This is a genomic window from Streptomyces sp. NPDC025833, assembly GCF_055558055.1.
Window position 1 is genome coordinate 280,929 of the sequence record NZ_JBVHNF010000010.1, and the last position, 22,067, is coordinate 302,995.

Here is a 22,067-nt window from a genome sequence, read left to right on the forward strand (position 1 = left end):
ATGTGTGCCCGTCCTTCCCCGTGACCGTCGGAGGCGACCGTGCCACACGGCGGGACCGCCGTCGCGCAATGTCGACGGCGGTCCACCCGCTCGGCGCAACGCGCCCCCCGGCGGGGGTGGGACGGGGCGGGCCGGGGCTCCGGCGGCCGGGCGGCGGGGGCCGCGCCACGCGCCGCCGCAGGCCCGGCCGCCGGGCGCCTCAGCCGAGGGCGCCCTCCAGGGTGAGCAGCCGGACCTTGCGCTCCAGTCCCCCCGCGTATCCGGTCATCGTCCCGTCGGCGCCGATCACCCGGTGGCAGGGCCGCAGGATGAGCAGGGGGTTGGCGCCGATCGCCCCGCCGACGGCGCGAACGGCCATACGGGACGCGCCGATCCGGGCGGCGATCTCCCCGTAGGTGGCGGTGGCGCCGTACGGCACCTCGTCCAGCGCGTCCCACACCCGCTGCCGGAACTCGGTGCCGGTGGCGCGCAACGGCAGCCTGAAGTCGCGGAGTTCGCCGGCGAAGTAGGCGGCGAGCTGGTCGGCGGCCGCGCGGAACGGCCCGGGGTCGGCCCGCCAGCCCTCCTGGACGGTCCGCCCGCCCTTCTGCCCGGGCACGGACAGCGAGGTGAGCACGCCGTCCGCGTCCGCGGTGAGCAGCAGCCGCCCGACGGGGGTCTCCACGTGGGTGCAGTAGACGGCGGTCATCGGATCTCCTCCCCCGCCACGCACAGGTGCCGGACCGCGTACGAGCGCCAGGGCCGCCAGCCGTCGGGGACGTCGGCGCCGGGCGGGGCGACGTCCGGGTCGCCGAGGGCGCGGATCCGGACGGTGGCGACGGTGGCCGGGTCCATGCCGGGCAGGGCGAGCAGGGCCGCCTCGGCGTCGTGCCGGTCGGCGCCGGGGTCCAGCCGTACGGTGCCGTCGGCGAGCGCGGCGGCCAGCGCGCCCAGCGGGCCGTCGGGCTCGGCCTCGGCGAGCACCCCGGGTTCGGGGAAGAGGTGGGTGAGGCCGCCGTGGGGCGCGTCGAGCACCTTGCCGTACCGCAGCACCAGCCGCTCGGCCGCCTGCCGTCCCACCAGGGCGAGCACGGCGGGCTCCAGCGGGTCGACGGCGCCGGGTGAGCGCAGGCCGGGGCGGGCGGCGACCAGCGGGGCGAGCCGCGGGTCGGCGCCGAGCCGCTCGTCGACGGCGTACGGGTCGGCGTCGAGGTCGAACAGCCGGCGCAGCCGCTGCACGGCGGTGGTGAGGTCCCTGGGGTCGGTCAGGTGCAGCCGGGCGTCGAGCCAGCCGCCCGGGTGGGTGCCGGTGCCCGGCCGCGGGGTGCGGGTGCGTTCCGCGACGGCGGCGAGCGCGGTACCGTACGGCAGCCGCAGGGTGCGCCGGTAGGTGCGGGCGCCGGGGACCCCGGTCACCTCCTCGACGCCGGGCACGGCCTCCCGGGCGAGCTGGTCGAAGACGGCGCCGGCCTGGTAGGGGCCACGGTGGGCGAGCCGGAGCGGGACGGCCGCGCCGGGTGCGGCCCGGCGGGCGGACCGGCCCCGGGGGGTGGCGGCCCGCACCTCGGTCGGCGTCGCGGCGTACGCCTCCCGGATGGTCTCGTTGAACTGCCGCACGCTGGCGAACCCGGAGGCGAACGCGATCTCGGTGACGGGCAGTTCGGTGGTCTGGAGCAGGACGCGCGCGGTGTGGGCCCGCTGGGTCCGGGCGAGGGCCACGGGTCCGGCGCCCAGCTCGGCGGTGAGCTGCCGCTGCACCTGCCGGGCGCTGTAGCCGAGCCGGTTGGCGAGCCCGGCGACGCCCTCGCGGTCCACGACGCCGTCGGCGATCAGGCGCATGGCCCGGCCGACGACGTCCGCGCGGACGTTCCACTCCGCCGAGCCCGGCGCGGCGTCCGGGCGGCACCGCCGGCAGGCCCGGAAGCCCGCGCCCTGCGCGGCGGCGGCCGTCGCGAAGAACCGCACGTTGTGCCGTCTCGGGGTCACGGCGGGGCAGCTCGGGCGGCAATAGATGCCGGTGGTCTCGACGGCGAAGAAGAACACGCCGTCGAACCGCCCGTCGCGGCTGCGCACCGCCTCGTACCTGCTGTCCTCGTCCTTCACAAGGTCCAGTGTGGGCCGCCGCCCGACCCCCGGGCCAGCGGAAATCGGACACGGCACTCCCGGGCACCGCCCCGGCACCGGTGCCGTGCTCGACACACCACCAGGACCGTACGCCCGCGCTGCCGTGGCCACGGCTTCCGAAAACGCCCCAAGCCCTGAAGACGTCCAAGGTCCCGAGCCCCGGCACTCCCGGGGCCCCCGGGCCGGGAGACCCAGGCCCGGAGACCACGAGGCGCAAAGGCCGGGAGACCCAGAGGCCGCGCAGCCCGGAGACCGCCAGGCCCGGGTGCCGGGAGACGCGGAGGCCGCGCGCCCCGAAGACCGCGAGGCCCGAAGGCCGGGAAACCGCAGGCCCGAAGGCCCGGAGACCACGAGGCCCAGTCGCCGCGAGGCCCAGTCGCCGCGAGGCCCGGAGACCACGCGCCAGGAGACCGCGAGCCCGGCGACCCGGAGGCCCAAAGGCCGGGAGACTGCGAGGCCGGAGATCCCGAGGCCCAAAGGCCGGGAGACCCCGACACCCGGAGACCCGGAGACCCCGAGGCCCGGGCGCTAGCGCCAACCGTTCCGCTTGGCCTCCATCGCCGCCTTGCCCTCCGCTCCCCTCCGCTTCCAGTCCTTCTTCAGTTCGGCGCGGAGTCGTACGTCGGTCTTGGCCACGATCCACTGGTTCTCCCGCACGAGCTTGCGGTAGCTCTCCAGCCGCCGGGCCGGGAGGTCCCCGTCCTCGACGGCGGAGCGCACCGCGCAGCCCGGCTCGGTCTCGTGGGCGCAGTCCTGGAACCGGCAGCCCCCGGCCAGTTCCTCGATCTCGGCGAACACCTGCCCGACCCCGCTCGCGGCGTCGAACAGGCCGACCCCCCGCAGCCCCGGGGTGTCGATGAGCGCCCCGCCCGAGGGCAGGGGGAGCAGGTTGCGGGTGGTCGTGGTGTGCCGGCCCTTGCCGTCGACGTCCCGGGCGGCCTGGACGACCATGGCGTCCGTGCCGACGAGGGCGTTGGCGAGGGTCGACTTGCCCGCGCCGGACTGGCCGAGCAGCACGCTCGTGCCCGCGCCGACGAGCGCGACGAGCACGTCGAGCCCTTCGCCGTGCGCGGCGCTGACGGTGAGCACGGGCACGCCGGGCGCGCTGGTCTCCACGTCCTCGACGAGGTGGCCGAGGGTGACCGGGTCCGGCACGAGGTCGGCCTTGGTGAGGACGACGACGGGCTGTGCGCCGGACTCCCAGGCGAGCGCGAGGAAGCGCTCGACCCGCCCGTGGTCGAGGTCGACCGCGAGCGACACGCAGACGACCACGTGATCGACGTTCGTGGCCAGCACCTGGCCCTCGGAACGCTTCGACGAGGTCGAGCGCACGAACGCGGTGCGGCGGGGCAGCAGGGCGCGCACGTAACGGGGCTGGGCGCCCTCGGGGTCGACGGCGACCCAGTCGCCGGTGCACACGACCTTCATCGGGTCACGGGGTACGACGAACTCGGTGTCGGCCCGGACGGTGCCGGCCGGGGTGACGACGTCGCACAGGCCCCGGTCGACGCGGACGACCCGCCCCGGTACGAGCCCCTGCGCGGCGTACGGGGAGAACTCTTCCTCCCAGTTCTCGTCCCAGCCGTAGGGGGCGAGAGGGTGTGCCGAAGCGGATGCAGCCTGGAGAGAGGCGAAAGACAAGGGAGAACCCTTCGAAAGGGCGGCCCCGGCGGCGCACGGTGTGCGCGGTGTGGTGGTGGGTCAGCCGGAGGCCACGGAGGTGAATCGGACGAACCTCTGGATGCGGGCAGCGCCCATCTCGACAACAGCCATCGGTCACACCTCCCATTTCTCGCCTGGTCCACGGCGGCCAACGACGGCCGCCGCACGAAGCACTCCACACCCTAGGGCGGCGGCCCCGCCCGCGCCACGGGTTTAATTCCCGCGCGTCCGCCCCGCCCGCCACCACGACTCGCCACATGACACGATTTCTCGGCCTTCATGCGGAGATCGCACAGCGGGCGCAGCACCCTTGACGCGCCAATGCGGCCGTCCATAGCATCGCCGCCGTTCAGCCCATTACCGGCAGGTACTCACTGGAGGTGGATATGCGTAAGCTCGCGCTCACCGGAGCCCTGTTCATGCGGCTCACTCGAAAGGACCGGCTGACCGCCCCGTACTCGTACTACTGAGTCGGCACGGAAAGTCAACGCCGGGGCGCATGGGCGCCGCCCGTGCACCCCGGCTCTTCCCGGACGGTTGAAGGCGGGGGCGAGGATGGCGACGAAAACGCTGGCTGACATTCCGGGACCGGCCGGCGGCCGCGTGCTGGGAAACCTGGAGCAATTCAGTACCGATCCGCTCGGTTTCCTCACCACGTGCGCCCGGGAGCACGGGGACGTCGTCCGCATCAGCCCCCGCAACGTGCTGCTCTCCGGCCCCGAGCACGTCGTGCGCGTGCTCGTCGACCGGGACACCGACTTCGTGAAGGAAGGCCCCGAGACCCGGCTCGCGGGACGCAGGCAGAGCCTGCCGCTGTCCACCATGAGCGCCGACGGGGACGCCTGGAAGGCCAAGCGCCGGCGCATCCAGCCCGCCTTCGGCCGGGAGATGTCCGCGGCGGCCGCGGACGCCGTGCGCGGGCAGGCCGAGCGGATGCTGGCGCGGTGGGCCCCGGGCCAGGTGCGCGACCTCCAGCAGGACGTGTCGGTGGTCACGCTGCGCATGGTCACGGCGCTGATGTTCGGCGAGGAGTACACCGACCGGCAGATCACCGAGGTGGCCCGGCTGGTGGCCCCGATCATGGACCTCTCCGCCTCGCCGGTGATCCTGCCCGAGTGGTTCCCCACCCGGCGCAAGCTCCGGATCCGGCGCAACCTCCGGCTGGTCGAGCAGACCCTGGCCCGCGTCACCGCCACGGCCCGCACCGCGGACCCGGACACCGCACCCGTGCTGCACGCGCTGTTCAACGGCACACCCGTGCCGACGCCGGCCGAGGCGAAGGACGAACTGGCCACCCTGCTCATGGCCGGGTACGAAACCACGAACGACGCCGTGGTGTGGGCCAGCGTACTGCTCGCCCGGCACCCGGAGGCGGCGGAAATCGTGCACCGCGAAGCGGAGAAGGCCCTCGCCGGCAATGCCACCGGAATGGCGCTGCTGGGTGAATTGCCGTACACCGACGCCGTACTGAGGGAAGCCCTCCGGTTGTATTCACCGGTCTGGATAACCAGCCGGGACGCCCGCGTCGATGTCGAGATCTCGGATTACGTGATTCCGGCCGGCGTCACGGTCTCGGTGAGCCAGTGGGTGAATCACCGCGATCCGCGGTATTGGAAGGACGCCGAGAAATTCCGGCCGGAGCGCTGGCTGGGGGACGAGCAGAAACAGGTTCCGCGCGGTTCCTACTTCCCCTTCGGACTCGGCCCGCGCACCTGCTTCGGCGCCAGTCTCTCGACGGTCGAGGCCGTCGGGCTGCTGGCCGCCGTCTGGTCCCGCTTCCGCCTGCGCCTCACCACCCCGGACTCCGTCCGCCCCCGCCCGGCCCTCGCCCTGCAACCGGTGAACGCGCGCTTCACGACCGAAACCTGGTGAACAGGTGTCAGCTCCGCGGTCCGAGGACACACGGCTCCCCGTCGAGGGTGAAGCCGGACGGCGTGCGGTTCCCGTCCCGAAGGCTCCCGAGGAAGCCGAAGGACAGGGTTCCGTGCGCGGCGACGGCCCGGTTGTAGTGGACCGCGGTGGCGGTGGCGCGCGCGCCGCGCTGCCGGACGGTGGCGTCCCAGCTCGGGCCGACCCGCTGGCCGTCGGGGAAGGTCCAGGCCACCTGCCAGCCGGTGAGGGCCCGCTCGGTGGTGACGGTGACGGCGGCCTGGAAGCCGTCCGACCACTGGCTGTCCAGGCGGTAGGAGACCCGGCAGCCCGCCTCGCCGGATGCGCCGGACGCCGCGGGCACGCCGGCGGGCCCGGCCCGGCGGGTGGCGGTCGCGGATGCGGAGGCGGTCGCCGAGGCGGTGGCGGTCACGGAAGGAGTGGCGGTCACGGGGGCGGGGGCGGTCGCGGTGCCCTGGGGTTCGGGCCCGGAGGCGCGCGGGCCGGGCACGCGCCCGCCGCCGGTGACGATCGTCGCGGACGGGGCAGCCGATGCGGACGGGGCGGCCGTCGCGGACGGGGCGGCCGACGGGGTGCGCGGGCCGGGCGTGGCGGGCGCGCCTGACGGGGTGGGGCGGGCCGCGGTGCGGGAGACCTCGGGGTCGGCGACCGGCTGCCGGCCGCCGCGGGCGGCGGTCTCCTCGCGGCCGTCGCCGAACGGCATCATCGACACCCCGAGGGCCAGCCCCGACAGCAGGACGGCGGTGACCAGCAGCCCGCCGCGCAGCGCGCGGCCGCGCCCCTCGCCCTCCTCCTCGGGGCCGGCGGGGCCGGAATCGGGACGGCCCGCGCCGAGGCGGACCTCGGCGGCGCGGCGGCGGCGCTCCAGGTAGGCGGGGCCGCCCCAGCCGACGGCGCCGCCCGCCAGGGCGGCGGCGAGGCCGCCGCCGTGCGGCCGCAGGCACGCGGCGGCCTCGGCGCACCGCGCGCAGGTGGCGAGGTGCCGGGCGAGATCATCGGGGACCTCTCCGACGGGCGAGCGGGTGACCGCGTCCAGCAGGCGGGCGTGACCGCGGCACTGCGCGTCCAGCGGGGAGTCGAGGTGGGCGCGGTGACAGCGGTCCCGGAACAGAAGGCGCACCTGGTCGAGCTCCTCGGCGGCGGTCGCCGGGTCCAGGCCGAGCCGGCGGGCGGCGGTGGGCAGCGGCAGCGCCTCCACCTCGGCCAGCCACAGCAGTGCCGCGTCCGTCTCCTGGAGGTCCCGCAGGCCGCGCAGCGCGACCGGGCGCCCCTGCGGCGGCCCGGTGAACCGGGCGGCGGCGCCGGAGTGCAGCCACAGCCGCAGCCCGGGGTCGAGCCGGTGCCCGTGGCCGTCGGCCTCCCAGCGGGCGGCGGTGTCGCGCACGGCGGTGAGCAGCGCCGGGATCGTCGGCAGCCGGGCCGCACGGCCGCCGGGCCCCCGGACGTGGGCGCCCGCGGCGGCGCGGATCTCCCGCACGCCGGCCTCGAACGCCTCCGTGGCGAGCTGGTGGGCCGTCAGGGAGCCGGAGGTGCACAGCTCAGCGTACGAGAGCACCGCGTCCCAGCACTCGGAGAACAGCGCGGCCTCGGTGTCGTCCTGGGGGATCGGCAGGTCGGGCATGGGACTCCTGCATCCACGAGCGAGGCCAACTCACCAAAGGAAGAGGGAAGTTGCGAATACCCCGCGGCAGTGCACAGAGCCTTTCACGTCGTCGACACAACTGACAAGCTGGCTGTCCACATCCGGTTACCGACGGTGGCCGCCCGCCCCCGGCCGGGGGCGGCTCACGCCCCGGCCGGCACCTCCGCCGGACCCTCCGGCTCGGCCGTCGGCGCGTCCGCGGGCAGGCTGTCCATGAAGGAGCTGACGGAGAAGACGGCGTTGCCGGGTCCGGGCGGGCCGTAGCCGGGCGGGGAGGACAGGCCGAAGTCGTCCATCGTCTGCCGGTAGGCCTGGAGCAGCCGGATGTGGTACTCCAGCGGGGCGCCCTGCGGGTTGGCCTTGCCGAGCGGGGTGGTGGGCTCCGGGCACCAGGTGGTGAAGCGCGGCGTGATGCCGTGCGACATGAAGAAGCGCAGGCCCTCGGTGGTGGAGGCGATGGCCTCGTCGACGGTGGTGAAGCCGAACGGCTCGGCCATCTCCACACCGGCCACGAAGTTCGGGATGACGTTGCGCGCGCCGAAGATCTCGGCGGAGTCCAGGATCCGCCTGTGCCACTCGTCCCGGCCGACGTAGCGCTCCTTGCCGGGGCAGTACAGCTCGAACAGCCGGCGGTCCCACACCTCGAAGTTGGGGTGGTAGATCTGCACGCCGTAGTCCTTGAACCGCTGCACGTCGTCCTTGGGCAGCGCCTGGGCCACGACCTTGCCGATCCAGCGGCCCGGGAAGCGCTCCTCGATGGCCTTGGCGTAGTGGCCGTAGAAGTCCGCCTCGTCGCGGCCCGCGACCTTCGAGGTGATGGCGCCGCCGGTGAGGGTGTAGGCGGTGGACGCCTTCTGGGTGTCGTACCGGTCGATGATCTCCAGGGCCTCGAGGACCTCGTCGACGTCCTTCACCCCGGTGTAGGGCCGCCCGGCCGCCTTGTGCTGGCGCCAGTTGTGGTTGATGTCGCAGTACTGGCACTCCTCCTTGGCGCCGAAGTACTGGCAGACCCGGAAGACGGTCAGGTAGATCAGGTAGCCCCACTGGATGGTCGGCGCGACCTCCATCACGGACTTCCCGTTGGAGAGGGTGTGCCGGTAGTACTCGGGCATCGGCGGCACCCCGACGTCGGCGATGCGCTTGCCGTCGAGGTACAGCCCGAGGAGCCCCTCCTCGTCGGCGGCGACCCGGTAGGGCGAGGCGGGGTTCACCCGGACGGAGACGACCGTGCGCCTCAGGTCGTACGGCCCACCGGTGAGGATGATCTCCTCCGGGGGCCGGCGCAGCGCGGCTTCGCCCAGTTCGGGCAGGGTGCCGTGGTCGAAGGAGAAGATGAAGTAGGACTTCGGTTTGACGTCCCCGTCCTCGTTGTCGCTCAGGGCGGACTCGTCGAAGGCGACACCGCCCCGGAGCAGGTCCTCCTTGAAGACGGCCTCCCGCGGCACCTCCGGGAACCGCTCCATCAGATCCTCGACCAGCGCGGTACGACTGCCCATCCGTCTGTCTCCTCCCGGCTCAGGCGTTCACCCCTCACCGTATGCCCCCGCCCCCGGCACGCCCGTGCCGGGTCCCCGCACGCCGCGCGGTACGGGCCGCCACGGCCGCGCCGGGCGGCGGCGCGCGACGCTGCGACGGGCGTCTCGCCGGGGCGTGCCTAGGCCATCCGCTCCAGCTCCGCGGGATCGACGGCGTGGCGCAGGGCGGCTCCGGACGCGAGCCGCTCGGCCTCCTCCACCACCACGCGGCCGAGGCGGGCCACCTCGTTGCCCTGCGAGCCGGCCAGGTGCGGGGTGACGAAGGCGTTGGGCAGGTCGTACAGCGGGGAGCCGGCGGGCAGCGGTTCGGGGTCGGTCACGTCCAGCACGGCGCTCAGCCGCCCGGCGCGCACCTCCGCGACCAGCGCGTCGTGGTCGACCAGGGCGCCGCGCGCGGTGTTGACGAGGACCGCTCCGGTGGGCATCAGGGCGAGTTCCCGGGCCCCGACGAGACGGTGGGTGCCGGCGGTGTGCGGTGCGTGCAGGCTGACGACGTCGCAGGTGCGCAGCAGCTCGTCGAGCGGCAGCAGGGGCACGCCGAGCCGGGCGGCCTCCGGCGCGTCCACGTACGGGTCGGCGAGCGTGACGGCGAGGTCGTGGTGGCGCAGCAGCCCGATCAGGCGGCGGCCGGTGCGGGAGGCGCCGACGACGCCGACGCGGCGGCCGTGGTTGCCGATGCCGGGGAGGACGCCGTCGTAGGGGAACGCGCGCCGTTCGCGCAGCCGGTCGCGCAGCGCGAAGGCGTCCTTGCCGGCCAGCAGGATCACGGCGAGCGCGTACTCGGCGACCGGCAGGGCGTTGGCCTCGGCGGCCGAGGAGACGGCGATGCCCCGCCGCCACACCTCGGGCGTGGTGAACCCCTTGACCGAGCCGGCCGCGTGCAGGACGGCGCGGAGTTCCGGGGCCGCGTCCAGGACCGCCGGGTCCAGGCGGGGGCAGCCCCAGCCGGTGACGAGGATCTCGGTGCGGGCGAGGGCCGCCCGGACCCGGGGCGCGGCGAAGTCGTCGGCCACCAGGGCGGGATCGACGTCCACGCGGGCGCGCAGGCGGGCCAGCAGTTCCGGCGGGAAGACGAGCGGCAGGTTCCGCGGTGCCATGGCGAACAGTGCCCGGGGTCGCTCGGTCAAGGGCGTGGCCTTCCGGCTCGGGGACGCGCGGACTGCGGACCGGTCCTCACCGTAGGCCGGTGCGGATGAGAGGGTCAACGGACAGGCACTCCCCGGGAGGCACGGGTGGCGGACGCGGCGCGGGTGATCGGCAACTGGGCGCGCAGCGTCACCTACACGGTCGGGGAGTTCCACCGCCCGCGGACGTCGGACGCGCTCAGGGCCGTGGTGGCGGGCAGCGCGCGGGTGCGGGTCCTGGGCAGCGGGCACTCCTTCAACCGGATCACCGACCCCGGCCCCGGGGGCACCCTGCTGTCGATCGCCGGCCTGCCGCCGCGGATCGACGTGGACACCGCGGCCCGTACGGTCCGGGTCTCCGGCGGCGTCCGGTACGCGGAACTCGCCCGGGCGGTGCACGCCCGGGGGCTGGCCCTGCCCAACCTGGCCTCGCTGCCGCACATCTCGGTGGCGGGCTCGGTGGCGACCGGCACCCACGGGTCGGGGGTGGCGAACGGCCCGCTCGCGGCGGCGGTGCGGGAGGTGGAGCTGCTGACCGCCGACGGCTCGACGGTGCCGGTGGGCCGCGGCGATCCGCGGTTCGGCGGGGCGGTGACCTCGCTCGGGGCGCTCGGCGTGGTCACCTCGCTCACCCTGGACCTGGAACCCGCCTACCTGGTCGAGCAGTGCGTGTACACCGGACTCCCGCTGGCCGGGCTCGACTTCGAGGCCGTCGCGGCGGCGGGGTACAGCGTGAGCCTGTTCACCGACTGGCGTGCGCCCGGCTTCGGGCAGGTCTGGGTCAAGCGCCGTACCGACCGGCCGGCCGCGGACTTCCCGTGGGCCCCGGCCGCCACCGGGGCGCTGCACCCGGTGCCGGGGATGCCGGCGGCCAACTGCACCCCGCAGCTCGGCGAGCCGGGGCCGTGGCACGAGCGGCTGCCGCACTTCCGGGCGGAGTTCACACCGAGCAGCGGGGAGGAGATCCAGTCGGAGTACCTGCTGCCGCGGCGGGCGGCGGCGGACGCGCTGGCCGCGGTCGACGCGATCCGCGGGACGGTCGCCGGGGTGCTGCGCGTCTGCGAGGTGCGCACGATCGCCGCGGAGACGCAGTGGCTGGAGCCGGCCCACGGGCGGGACACGGTGGCGCTGCACTTCACCTGGGTGCGGGACGAGGCGGCGGTGCTGCCGGTGGTGCGGCGCCTGGAGGAGGCGCTGGAGCCGTTCGGCCCGCGCCCGCACTGGGGGAAGGCGTACACGATCCCGGCGGCCGGGCTGCGCGGCCGGTATCCGCGGCTCGCGGACTTCCGGGCCCTGGCCCGGGAGCTGGACCCCCGGGGCACGTTCACCAACGCCTTCGTGCGGGACCTGCTCGGCGGCTGACGACGGGCGGGGACGGCGCGCGTGCGCCACCCGCGCCTGCCGCCCTTGTCGGCACTCGCCGAGGGCCCCTAGCCTGAGGTCCACGCCGAGCCGGCCGGCCTCCCCCGGCCGCCGGGTGGCCGCCCGCCCGGGCGCGCCGCTGCCCGCGGCGGTCCGCCGGGCCGTCGCCCGGCACGCCCCCTCCACCGGCCGCCGACCGCCCCCGACCTCCTCCTCCCCTTCCCGGTCCCCGCCGGCCCGGTGCCTCCCACAGGCTGAGCTAGGAGACTCATGTCGTTCCGCACCTCCCCCGGGCCCTCGGCCGACGCCGGGCCGCACACCCCTCCGTGCCGTTACGTCGAGGACGTCTCCCCCGGCTCCGGGACGCTGCCGCCCCGCGCCCGGTACGCGGCCTCAGACGCCAGGACCCTCCCGCTCGACGGCACCTGGCGCTTCCGGCTGTCGGACACGGCCGACGCCGAGGACGACTCCTTCGCGGCGCCGGGGTACGACGCCGGCGACTGGGCGGAGCTCACCGTCCCGGGCCACTGGGTGCTCCAGGGCCACGGCTCCCCCGTCTACACCAACCACCTCTACCCGTTCCCGGTGGACCCGCCCCGGGTGCCGACCGAGAACCCGACCGGCGACCACCTGCGCGTCTTCGACCTGCCCGCGGACTGGCCGGCGGACGGCGGCGCCGTGCTCCGCTTCGACGGGGTGGAGTCCTGCGCCCGGATCTGGCTGAACGGCACGGCTCTCGGCGAGTTCAAGGGGTCCCGGCTGCCGCACGAGTTCGCGGTCGGGCACCTGCTGCGGGCGGGCGGCAACGTCCTGGGCGTCCGGGTCCACCAGTGGTCGGCGGGCTCGTACCTGGAGGACCAGGACCAGTGGTGGCTGCCGGGCATCTTCCGGAGCGTCACCCTGCTGCACCGCCCGCCGGGCGCCGTCCTCGACTTCTTCGTGCACGCCTCGTACGACCACACCGCCGGTACGGGCACCCTGCGCGTCGACTCCGACGTGGCCGGCCGGGTGACCGTCCCGGAGCTGGGCGTCGACGTCGCGGCCGGGGAGCCGGTGACGGTGCCGGCCGAGCCGTGGACGGCGGAGACGCCGAGGCTGTACGACGGCGTGCTGGCCACCGAGGGCGAACGGGTGCCGCTGCGCATCGGTTTCCGCACGGTGGAGCTGGCGGACGGGCTGATCCGGGTGAACGGCCGCCCGGTGCTCTTCCGCGGTGTCAACCGGCACGAGTGGCACCCCGAGCGGGGCCGGGCGCTCGACGCGGCGACCATGCGCGAGGACGTGCTGCTGATGAAGCGGCACAACGTCAACGCCGTCCGCACCGCCCACTACCCGCCGCACCCGTTCTTCCTCGACCTCTGCGACGAACTGGGCCTGTGGGTGATCGACGAGTGCGACCTGGAGACGCACGGCTTCACCGGGCAGGACTGGCGGGACAACCCCGTCGACGACGACCGCTGGACCCCGGCGCTGCTCGACCGGGCGGCCCGCACGGTCGAACGGGACAAGAACCACCCGTCGGTCGTGCTCTGGTCCCTCGGCAACGAGGCCGGCACCGGCCGGGGCCTGACCGCGATGGCCGAGTGGATCCACCGCCGGGACCCGTCGCGGCCGCTGCACTACGAGGGCGACCGCGACTGCCGTGACACCCACGTGTACTCGCGCATGTACGCCGGGCACGACGAGGTCGAGCGGATCGGCCGCGGCCTCGACGGCGGCCCGCGCAGGCGCCGTGAACTCCCCTTCATCCTCTGCGAGTACGGGCACGCCATGGGCAACGGCCCCGGCGGGCTCGCCGACTATCAGCGGATCTTCGAGGCGCACGACCGGCTCCAGGGCGGCTTCGTCTGGGAGTGGATCGACCACGGCATCGCCCATCCCGAGCTGGGGTACGCCTACGGCGGCGACTTCGGCGAGGAGCTGCACGACGGCAACTTCGTCTGCGACGGCCTGCTCTTCCCGGACCGCCGGCCCTCCCCCGGCCTGATCGAGTACAAGAAGGTGATCGAGCCGGTCGGCATCGCGGGCACCGGGACGGACGGCACGGTCCGCGTCACCAACAAGTACGACTTCGCCGACCTGTCGGCGCTGGCCTTCTCGTGGTCGTACGAGGTGGAGGGCGAGACGGTGGGCTCCGGTCCGCTGCCGGTGCCCGCGCTGGCACCCGGCGCGTCCGCCGAGGTGGCCCTGCCCGGCCCGCCGCCCGGCGCGCCGCCCGGTGAGGCGTACTGGACGGTCCGCGCGGTGCCGGCGGCCGGCACCCCGTGGGCACCCGCGGGCCACGTGGTCGCCTGGGGGCAGGTCCGGGCGGCCGCGCGCCGGGCGCCCGAAGTCGCGGCGACCGCCCGGCCGGTGCCCGGCGACGGCGTGACCGGGCTCGGCCCCGGCGTCTTCGACACCCGCACCGGCGCCCTGCGCGGCATCGGGGGCGTCGCCGTCCGCGCCCTGCGCCTGGACGTCTGGCGGGCCACCACCGACAACGACGACGGGGCCGCCTGGCAGAGCGACCCCCGCGTCGGGCCGCTCTGGCGCGCGCTGGGCCTGCACCGGATGCGGCACCGCCTGGACGCGGTGGAGTGCTCCGGGGACTCGCTGACGGTCCGCACGAGGGTGGCGCCGGCCGGCCGGGAGACCGGGCTGACCGCGGTGTACCACTGGACGTCGGACGGCGACCGGCTGCTGCTGACCGTGCGCACCGCGCCGGAGGGCGACTGGACCGTGCCCCTCCCCCGGCTCGGCATCCGCTTCGGACTGGCGGCGGCCGACCGGGTGGAGTGGTACGGCGGCGGTCCGGGGGAGGCGTACCCGGACACCAGGGCGGCGGCGTCCGTGGGCCGGTGGCGGTCGACCGTCGCGGAACTGCAGACGCCGTACGTCCGTCCGCAGGAGAACGGCGCCCGCATCGACGTCCGCTGGGCGGAGCTGGGCGGGCTGCGCGTCGAGGGCGATCCCGTCTTCCACCTCACCGCGCGCCGCTGGACCACCGAGCAGCTGGACGCGGCGGACCACCGCACGGACCTGGTGCCCGGTGACACGGTCTGGGTCAACCTCGACCACGGCCAGCACGGCATCGGCTCCCAGTCCTGCGGCCCCGGCCCGCTGCCCCGCCACCACCTGCGGGCCGAGCCGGCGGAGTTCGCCTTCGTCTTCTCCGTGCCCGCCGCCGGTCCGGGCCCGCACCGGCTGCTCTAGGGTTCTGCCCAGGCATCCGAGGAGGTGGGCGCATGCCCCGGGCAGGGCTCAGCGCGGAGCGGCTGGTGGCCGGCGCCGCCGAACTGGCGGACGAGGTCGGCTTCGACAACGTCAGCGTCTCCGCGCTGGCGCGCCGCTTCGGGGTCAGGGACGCGAGCCTCTACTCGCACCTGCGCGGCCTCCAGGACCTGCGCACCCGGCTGGCCCTGCACGCGGGGGCCGAGCTGATCGACCGGATCGCGGCCGCCGTGGCCGGCCGGGCGGGCGCGGAGGCGCTGACGGCGTTCGCCGGCGCCTACCGGCAGTACGCCCTGGAGCACCCGGGTCGGTACGCGGCCACCCAGATCCGCGTCGACCAGTCCCTGATCGCGGACTCCCCGGAGCTGCGCCGCACCGCGGAGATCACCTACGGCATGCTGCGGGCGTACGGCCTGGCGGAACCGGACCTGACGGACGCGGTACGGCTGCTGCGCAGCACGTTCCACGGGTACTGCGTGCTGGAGAGCGCGGGCGGCTTCGGCGCGGACCGCGACGTGGGCGCCTCCTGGGACAAGGCCGTGGAGGCCCTCCACGTCACCCTCACCCACTGGCCGCGGCAGGAGGGGGAGCCCGCCGGCGAAGGCTGAGCCGCCGGGGCCGGCGCCGACGCCCTGCTCCCCGTCCCCGTCCGCGCCGCGGGCGGCGCCGGGAAGGACGGCCACTGCCGTGACCGGCGGGCGCGAAGCCCCTTGACCGGGCCGGCCGGGCCGGCCGGTCCGGCCGGTCCGACCGGTGGGCGGGCGTGGTGGGCGGTGTCGCGGTTCGGCTAGCTTCGGGGCATGACCAGCGCCAGCTCCCCCAGCCTCGCCGACGCCCTCGCCGCCGGGACGGTCGTGCTCGACGGCGGCATGTCCAACCAGCTCGCGGCGGCCGGGCACGACCTGAGCGACGACCTGTGGTCGGCCCGGCTGCTCGTCGAGCGGCCCGAGGCGGTCACCGAGGCGCACCTGGCCTACTTCGAGGCGGGTGCGAGCGTGGCGATCACGGCCAGCTACCAGGCCACCTTCGAGGGCTTCGCGAAGCGCGGCATCGGCCGCGCGGAGGCCACGCGGCTGCTCGCCCTCAGCGTGGAGCTGGCCCGCGCGGCGGCCCGCCGGGCGGTGGAGAGGGGCGCCGGCCGCCCGCTGTGGGTGGCGGCGTCGGCCGGGCCGTACGGGGCGATGCTCGCGGACGGCTCCGAGTACCGGGGCCGGTACGGGCTGACCACGGCCGAGCTGGAGCGGTTCCACCGGCCCCGGATCGAGGCGCTGGCCGCCGCCGGCCCGGACGTGCTGGCGCTGGAGACCGTCCCCGACGCCGACGAGGCCGCCGCGCTGCTGCGCGCGGTGCGCGGGCTCGGCGTGCCGGCCTGGCTGTCGTACACGGTCGAGGGGACCCGGACGCGGGCGGGGCAGCCCCTTGAGGAGGCGTTCGCGCCGGCCGCAGACGCGGACGAGGTGATCGCGGTCGGGGTGAACTGCTGCGCCCCCGGGGACGTCGGACCGGCCGTGGAGATCGCGGCGCGGGTCACCGGCAAGCCCGTCGTGGTCTACCCCAACAGCGGTGAGGTCTGGGACGCGGAGGCGCGGGCCTGGCGGGGACGCACGACGTTCGGTGCCGCGCGGGTCGCCGCGTGGCGGGACGCGGGGGCGCGGCTGATCGGCGGCTGCTGCCGGGTGGGCCCGGAGGGGACAGCCGCGATAGCGGGCGCGATCGGCTGACACCCGGGCCCCGCCCGTCCGTCCGGTTCAGCGGCGCAGCGCGGCGCCCAGTTCGGCGCCGGTGGCCCGCGGTACGGCGGCGGCCCCCGGAGGTGCGGGCAGGGCGGGCGCGGCCGACCACAGGCCGATGTCCGCGTCCCGGGGTCCGCACGCGGTGTACGGGGCGCCCTCGCCGAAGATCCGGACGGGGTGGCGGGCGTCCCAGGCCGCCCAGCCGGGGTCGCCGGACGTCACGAACCGCACCCAGGCGCCGTGCATCGCGTCGCGCAGTTCCCGGGGCGCGCCCTCACCGGCCAGTTTCCGCGACTCGGGCAGGTCCCCGGTGCCGAAGACGAACCCCAGTTCCAGCGCGTGGCAGGCGCCGAGGCCGGGGCGCCGGGACGGCCACGCGAACTCGTAGAGGTGGGAGGTGCCGGGGCGGGCGTCGGCGAGCCGGTGCAGGGGCACCCGCAGCAGGTGGTCGGTGACCATCTGGCCGACCGTCTCGGCCGTCCCGGCATCGGGGCGCAGGGCCCGGTAGCCGCGCGGGACGTCGTGGCCGGCGTGGCAGCGGGCCATGGCCCCGGCCAGGGCGACGGCGCCGAGCCGGTCGACGCGGTCCAGCAGGCCGCCGGGCACCAGCCACAGCCGGTACTCGTCCCGGGTCCAGCCCATGAGCAGGTCGGTGTCCCGGCCGGCGTCCCCGTCGGTCAGCGCCGCCAGCGGATCGCGGGGCACGAGGTCGCCGTCCACCACGATGCCGAACGCGGGACCGCCCAGCACCGGGCTGCTGAGCCGGCCGACCTCGGCCTGGGTGCGCAGCAGCAGGGCGCGGTCGACACCGGCGAACGCCTCGGCGGTGGCGGGCACCCGGAGCCGGGCGGCCATCCGGCGCACCATCCGCCGCACCTTCTCGCGCTCCGCGGCCTCGGGGGCCCCGCTCTGCAGCACCGCCCGCCGGATCAGGCCCTGTGCCGCGGGGGCGGCGAGCAGGGCACCGACGCTGATGGCGCCGGCCGACTGGCCGCACAGGGTGATCCGGCCGGGGTCGCCGCCGAAGGCCGCGATCGAGTCGTGCACCCAGCGCAGGGCGGCGAGCTGGTCCCGCAGGCCCGGGTTCGGGGGCGCGTCCGGGAAGAGCCCGTAGCCCTCGACGCCCAGCCGGTAGTTGACCGAGACGCAGACGACCCCGTCCCGGGCGAAGGCGCTGCCGTCGTACACGGGCACCGCCGAGGAGCCCCTGGTCAGGGCGCCGCCGTGCAGCCAGACCAGCACGGGCAGCCCGGCGCCGGGCCCCGGCTCGGGCGTCCACACGTTGAGGTTGAGGCAGTCGTCGCCGGGCACGACCGGGTCGGACAGGTACTGGGCGAACGCCTCGGAGTACGGCGGTTTCGGCGCGGTGGGCCCGAAGGCGCCGGCGTCGCGCACCCCGTCCCAGGGCTCGGGCGGCCGGGGCGGCCGGAACCGCAGGGAGCCGAACGGCGGAGCCGCGTACGGGACGCCCCGGAAGACCGCGACACCTCGCTCGTACCTACCACGCACCGCCCCGTGGGGCGTTCTCACCACAGGGCCCGTCCGGTCCGCCGTCATCGCCGCCAGCCCTTCGCCGCGCTCCCGCACCGCGCCGGTCACCCGTGCGTCGGCGCCGTGCACCGTCGACACCACAGCACCACACGGCGGCGGGGTATTCCGGCGCGGAGGGGCACGCCGGGCCGCTCGGCGTACTCGGCGGGATCGGGCGGCTCCCGGCCCGCCGGGCGGGAGCGGCTGCGGGGTGGACACGTCCGGGGCCGGTCCGAGGGCAGGCCGGTCCGGGGGACGAGGCCGGTCCGGGAAACGGGGCCGGTCCAGGGAACGGGGACGGCGGTGGCCGGGTGCCTCCCGCACGGGGTGCCCGGCCACCGCTCCGTTCCGTGGTCTCTTCCGTGGTCCCCGTTCCGTGGTCTCTTCCGTGGTCCCCGTTCCGCCGTCCCTCAGTCCTCGTCGTCCCGGTCGGCCCCGCCGACGAGGGCCTCGACCACGTCCACGGCGCTGCCGTCGTGATCGCTGCCCGCGGTACCGCTGCCGGCCTGCGCGTTGGCTGTGCGGTCGATCTCCAGGACCGAGTCGGTCTCCGAGTTGTCGGTGCCCGTCCGGGAGTTGTCGATCACGGTGACCAGCCCCCCGGAGGCGGCCGCGGGACCGGCTCCGGCACCCAGGAGGGCCGCGGCGATCACCGTGGCGACGCCGAGCCGGGGCACGGGACCGGTCACACGCCCACGCCCTCGGGGGCGAGCCGGTCACGGGCGATGTTGCGCTCCAGCAGGGTGGTGGACGCCTGCACGCCGACCCCGCTCGCGGGGTCCACCTCCGGCAGCCGGCCGTCGGCCTCCTTCAGGCCGGCGAGCGCGGAGTCCATCGCCTCGTGCGCGGCGAACAGGCAGGGGGTGCTGTAGATGGCGACGTCCACCCCGAGGTCGGACAGTTCACCGAGGGACAGCCGGGGCGACTTGCCGCCGGCGATCTGGTTGAACAGCAGCGGCTTGCCGCCGACGACCTCCCTGATCCGCTTGATCCACTCGACGCTGCGCACCCCGTCGACGAGCACCACGTCCGCGTCGGTGGCGGCGAGCCGCTCGGCGCGGTGCAGGATGTCCCGCTCGTCGGTGGCGTCGGTGCGGGCGACGACCACCAGGTCCCTGCGGGTCTCCAGGACCTGGTGCAGCTTCTCCAGGTACTCCTCCAGCGGCAGCACCTGCTTGCCGTCGGCGTGACCGCAGCGGCGGGGGCGCTTCTGGTCCTCCAGGATCACCCCGGAGGCGCCGATGCGCTCCAGCCCCTCGACGACGTGGCAGGCGACCTCGGGGTCGACGTACCCGTCGTCGATGTCGACCAGCAGGTGGTGGTGCGGGAACGCGCCCCGCAGCCGCTGGACGAAGGCCACCATGTCGGGCCAGGCGATGAACCCGATGTCCGGCAGCCCGTAGTACGAGGCCGCGAAGCCGAAGCCCGAGACGAACATCCCGTCGTAGTGCTTGGCCGCGATCGACGCGGAGTACATGTCGTACACGCCGATCAGCGGTGTGGTCCCGGGCCCGGCGATGCGCTCGCGCAGCTTCTTACCGTGAGACATGGTCCGGCTCCTTCTGTGGGGTGGACGCGGGACGGGGGTCCCTCGCGTCCCGGTGCTCTTTACCAAGACAAGAGCATCTCTAGGAGGTCACGTGACCATTGCCCTACGCGAGCTTTACTCACCCTGATGGGGGAACCGGTTCACCGCAGAAACGTCACTCGGCGCGGCCCGCCGTCCGTCCGAACCCGCCGTCCGGGTGACCCGGGAAGGCGCCCGCGGGTTCCGGGCCGGGGCCCGCCGCCGGTGTCCGATTCCTTCAAGACCGGCCGGCCGGCCGCCGCCTACGGTGGCCGTATGAGCGCACACATCGCCGTGATCGGCCTGGTCACCTCCGACCTGGCCGCCTCCCTCGCCTTCTACCGCCGCCTCGGGCTGGTCTTCCCGCCGGGCGCCGAGGACCAGCCGCACGTCGAGGCCGAGTTGCCCGGTGGTCTGGCACTCGCCCTGGACACCGAGGAGACCGTCCGCTCCTTCCACCCCGGCTGGCGGCCGCCCGCCGGCACCGGCCGGGTCACGCTCGCCTTCCGGTGCGCCTCGCCCGCCGAGGTGGACGCCCGCTACGCGGAACTGGTGGACGCCGGCCACCACGGCGAACTCAAGCCATGGGACGCCGTCTGGGGCCAGCGGTACGCCACCGTGCACGACCCGGACGGCAACGGGGTCGACCTGTTCGCCCCGCTACCCGTCCCCGGCGAGTAGCTCCCCGAGCGGCATCCCGGCCAGCTCCCGCACCTCCCGCGCCAGGTGGGGCTGGTCCGCGTAGCCCGCGCGGAGCGCCGCGTCGGCGTACGGCGTCCCGGAGCGGGCCAGCGCCAGGGCCCGCTGCAACCGCAGGATGCGGGCCAGGGTCTTCGGCCCGTAGCCGAACGCGGCCAGGCAGCGCCGGTGCAACGTACGCTCCCGGTACCCCAGTTCGGCGGCCGCGGCCGACACCGGGCGGCCCTCGTCCAGGCACGCCACCAGCCGGCGCAGCGCCGGGTCGGGGGCCCCGGCCTCCGCGGCCCGGTCCAGGGCGACGGCCTCCAGCGCCCGCGCCGGGTCGGCCGCCGCCGCGATCCGCTCGCTCAGCCGCCGGACCCGGGCGGCGGGCCAGAGGTCGGCCAGCTCCACCCGCAGGTCGCGCAGTTCGTGCGCGGGTACGCCGAGCAGGGCGGGCGCGGTGCCGGGGAAGAAGCGGACACCCGCCCAGGGGCGCGCCGGTCCGCCGGGGACATGCGCGCGGATGTCGGGGCCCGCGACCAGCAGCCGCCCCTCGCCCCACATCAGGTCCATGCAGCCGTCGGGCAGCACCGGCCGGGCATCGGTGCCGGCCGCCGGGGACCTCGTCCACACGACCGCGCCGGCCAGCCGTGCCCTCCGCTCCGCGTACACGGCGGTCAGCGTACGTGCCGTGCGGCGCCGGACGTCGGGACGGGAGGGCGGGAGGACCGGTGCCGTGGGACCGGACGCGGGGGCGGCGAGAACGGGCCGCCCCCTCCGGTCGTCACGGCCAGGGGTGCCCCGGGCCGTCTTCGTTCCCGTGACCGCCGTCCCCGGGGCCGCCCTGGGGATCGGTCCCGCCGCCGTCCCCGTTGGCCTTGTGCACGTGGTGGGGGTTCCTCGCGTGGCCGCGCAGGCGGGCCGTCACGTCCTCCGGGGGCAGGAAGCGCGACCAGCGCTCGGGGAACTCGGAGGGCATGTCGGGGTCGTCGGGGTCGGCCTCCCGGGCCGCGGCGGCACGGGCGACGTACTCGGCGACGTGCGCCTCCCGCACCCGTTCGTTGGCCTCGCGCGCGGCGGCCGTGGCCGCGGCCGGCCAGACCCGGTCGATGGCGGCGTTCACCGCCGCGCCGACGAGCACGGCGAAGGCGGACACACCGATCCACAGCAGGACGGCGACGGCGGCGGCGAGCGAGCCGTAGATCGTGGCGCCCTCGATGGTGTACGTGAGGTAGATGCGCAGCAGGAAGCTGCCCAGGACCCACATGGCCAGGGCGACCAGCGCACCGGGCACGTCCTCGATCCACGGGGAGCGGACCGGCACCGACACGTGGTAGAGCGTCGTCAGGAAGACGATGGACAGGACGATCACGACCGGCCAGTACAGGACCTGCACGACCGTCGCCGACCAGGGCACGAGCCCCATCACCGCGTCCGGCCCGGCCACCATCAGCGGCAGCGCCACCGAGCCGATCAGCAGCGCCACGATGAAGAGCAGGAACGCCATGATCCGGGTCTTGACGATGCCCCGGACGCCGTCGAGGCCGTACATCACGGTGATGGTGTCGATGAAGACGTTCACCGCGCGCGAGCCCGACCACAGCGCGAACAGGAAGCCTATCGAGATGACGTCGGGCCGGCCGCCCCGCATCACGTCGTTCAGGATCGGCTCGGCGATCTCCTTGACGCCCTTGTCGGACAGGACCGTGTGGGAGGCCTCCAGCAGGTTGGTCTCCAGGCTGGAGATCGTGTCGGCCCCGGTCCAGTCGTCGACGTAGCCGAGCAGCCCGATCAGGCTCAGCAGCAGCGGCGGCACCGACAGCAGCGTGAAGAACGCCGCCTCGGCCGCCAGGCCCAGGATGCGGTACTCCATGCAGGAGTTGACGGTGTCCTTGAGCAGCAGCCAGGCGGTCCTGCGCATGGAGACGTTCCGGTAGAGGGCCCTGGCCCGGTGGAGCCGGCCGGCCGGCCGCTTCGGGGGTTCACTTGCTGGCTGCACGAGCCAAAGGTATCCGCAGCACGGGACCG

The 22,067-nt window shown here is 75.4% G+C and carries 18 protein-coding genes; 7 read left to right on the forward strand and 11 right to left on the reverse strand.

What is annotated here, in order from left to right; genetic code table 11:
- Positions 1-199: 199 nt before the first annotated feature.
- From ACZ4K2_RS19945 to rsgA, 3 genes are all read right to left on the reverse strand, one after another.
- Positions 200-688 carry a methylated-DNA--[protein]-cysteine S-methyltransferase gene (locus ACZ4K2_RS19945; protein WP_467474766.1) on the reverse strand — a complete coding sequence of 163 codons (489 nt, stop codon included), beginning with the start codon at positions 686-688 and terminating at the stop codon, positions 200-202.
- Positions 685-2,082, reverse strand: coding sequence for a bifunctional transcriptional activator/DNA repair enzyme AdaA (locus ACZ4K2_RS19950; protein ID WP_467474764.1), 1,398 nt, complete (start codon positions 2,080-2,082; stop codon positions 685-687). Before ACZ4K2_RS19950 ends, ACZ4K2_RS19945 begins: the two co-directional genes overlap by 4 nt.
- A gap of 549 nt (positions 2,083-2,631) precedes the next feature.
- A complete protein-coding gene (gene rsgA, locus ACZ4K2_RS19955; RefSeq protein WP_467474762.1) occupies positions 2,632-3,744 on the reverse strand; it encodes a ribosome small subunit-dependent GTPase A in 1,113 nt (370 codons plus the stop codon).
- A gap of 407 nt (positions 3,745-4,151) precedes the next feature.
- Between rsgA and ACZ4K2_RS19960 the strand changes: the two genes are divergently transcribed.
- Positions 4,152-4,235 carry a cittilin family RiPP precursor gene (locus ACZ4K2_RS19960; RefSeq protein WP_467475204.1) on the forward strand — a complete coding sequence of 28 codons (84 nt, stop codon included), beginning with the start codon at positions 4,152-4,154 and terminating at the stop codon, positions 4,233-4,235.
- Between the two features lie 85 nt (positions 4,236-4,320).
- Complete coding sequence (locus tag ACZ4K2_RS19965) at positions 4,321-5,637, forward strand: cytochrome P450 (RefSeq protein ID WP_467474760.1); 1,317 nt, start codon at positions 4,321-4,323, stop codon at positions 5,635-5,637.
- 7 nt (positions 5,638-5,644) lie between these two features.
- On the opposite strand, the gene ACZ4K2_RS19970 is transcribed toward ACZ4K2_RS19965, so the two are convergent.
- The 3 genes from ACZ4K2_RS19970 to ACZ4K2_RS19980 form a co-directional block, all read right to left on the reverse strand.
- A complete protein-coding gene (locus ACZ4K2_RS19970; protein ID WP_467474758.1) occupies positions 5,645-7,276 on the reverse strand; it encodes a cellulose binding domain-containing protein in 1,632 nt (543 codons plus the stop codon).
- Positions 7,277-7,440: 164 nt separating this feature from the next.
- A complete protein-coding gene (locus ACZ4K2_RS19975) occupies positions 7,441-8,793 on the reverse strand; it encodes a radical SAM protein (protein ID WP_467474756.1) in 1,353 nt (450 codons plus the stop codon).
- Between the two features lie 158 nt (positions 8,794-8,951).
- Positions 8,952-9,959, reverse strand: coding sequence for a hydroxyacid dehydrogenase (locus tag ACZ4K2_RS19980; RefSeq protein WP_467474754.1), 1,008 nt, complete (start codon positions 9,957-9,959; stop codon positions 8,952-8,954).
- A 105-nt stretch (positions 9,960-10,064) separates the two neighbouring features.
- Here ACZ4K2_RS19980 and ACZ4K2_RS19985 point away from each other — a divergent pair, with 105 nt between their 5' ends.
- From ACZ4K2_RS19985 to mmuM, 4 genes are all read left to right on the forward strand, one after another.
- Positions 10,065-11,318 carry an FAD-binding protein gene (locus ACZ4K2_RS19985; RefSeq protein ID WP_467474752.1) on the forward strand — a complete coding sequence of 418 codons (1,254 nt, stop codon included), beginning with the start codon at positions 10,065-10,067 and terminating at the stop codon, positions 11,316-11,318.
- A gap of 270 nt (positions 11,319-11,588) precedes the next feature.
- Positions 11,589-14,510: a glycoside hydrolase family 2 TIM barrel-domain containing protein gene (locus tag ACZ4K2_RS19990; RefSeq protein WP_467474750.1), complete on the forward strand. Its 2,922-nt coding sequence runs from the start codon at positions 11,589-11,591 to the stop codon at positions 14,508-14,510.
- 32 nt (positions 14,511-14,542) lie between these two features.
- Positions 14,543-15,136, forward strand: coding sequence for a TetR/AcrR family transcriptional regulator (locus ACZ4K2_RS19995; protein ID WP_467474748.1), 594 nt, complete (start codon positions 14,543-14,545; stop codon positions 15,134-15,136).
- Between the two features lie 192 nt (positions 15,137-15,328).
- Complete coding sequence (gene mmuM, locus ACZ4K2_RS20000) at positions 15,329-16,249, forward strand: homocysteine S-methyltransferase (RefSeq protein WP_467474746.1); 921 nt, start codon at positions 15,329-15,331, stop codon at positions 16,247-16,249.
- Between the two features lie 27 nt (positions 16,250-16,276).
- Here the strand turns inward: mmuM and ACZ4K2_RS20005 are convergent, their stop codons facing one another.
- From ACZ4K2_RS20005 to ACZ4K2_RS20015, 3 genes are all read right to left on the reverse strand, one after another.
- Complete coding sequence (locus ACZ4K2_RS20005; RefSeq protein ID WP_467475202.1) at positions 16,277-17,818, reverse strand: carboxylesterase/lipase family protein; 1,542 nt, start codon at positions 17,816-17,818, stop codon at positions 16,277-16,279.
- Positions 17,819-18,201: 383 nt separating this feature from the next.
- Positions 18,202-18,480, reverse strand: a complete 279-nt coding sequence (locus ACZ4K2_RS20010) for a hypothetical protein (protein WP_467474744.1) — start codon at positions 18,478-18,480, stop codon at positions 18,202-18,204.
- Positions 18,477-19,340 (reverse strand): isocitrate lyase/PEP mutase family protein, encoded by an 864-nt coding sequence (locus tag ACZ4K2_RS20015; RefSeq protein ID WP_467474742.1) that lies wholly within the window; start codon positions 19,338-19,340, stop codon positions 18,477-18,479. The genes ACZ4K2_RS20010 and ACZ4K2_RS20015 overlap by 4 nt, the downstream gene beginning before the upstream one ends.
- A gap of 294 nt (positions 19,341-19,634) precedes the next feature.
- On the opposite strand from ACZ4K2_RS20015, the gene ACZ4K2_RS20020 reads away from it, so the two are divergent.
- On the forward strand, positions 19,635-20,039 hold the full coding sequence (locus ACZ4K2_RS20020) for a VOC family protein (protein WP_467474740.1): 405 nt from the start codon (positions 19,635-19,637) through the stop codon (positions 20,037-20,039).
- On the opposite strand, the gene ACZ4K2_RS20025 is transcribed toward ACZ4K2_RS20020, so the two are convergent.
- Both ACZ4K2_RS20025 and ACZ4K2_RS20030 read right to left on the reverse strand, forming a co-directional pair.
- Positions 20,019-20,711: a helix-turn-helix transcriptional regulator gene (locus ACZ4K2_RS20025; RefSeq protein WP_467474738.1), complete on the reverse strand. Its 693-nt coding sequence runs from the start codon at positions 20,709-20,711 to the stop codon at positions 20,019-20,021. The two genes, ACZ4K2_RS20020 and ACZ4K2_RS20025, sit on opposite strands and share 21 nt — an antisense overlap.
- Positions 20,712-20,823: 112 nt before the next feature.
- Positions 20,824-22,038, reverse strand: a complete 1,215-nt coding sequence (locus ACZ4K2_RS20030) for a YihY/virulence factor BrkB family protein (protein WP_467474737.1) — start codon at positions 22,036-22,038, stop codon at positions 20,824-20,826.
- Positions 22,039-22,067 lie beyond the last annotated feature (29 nt).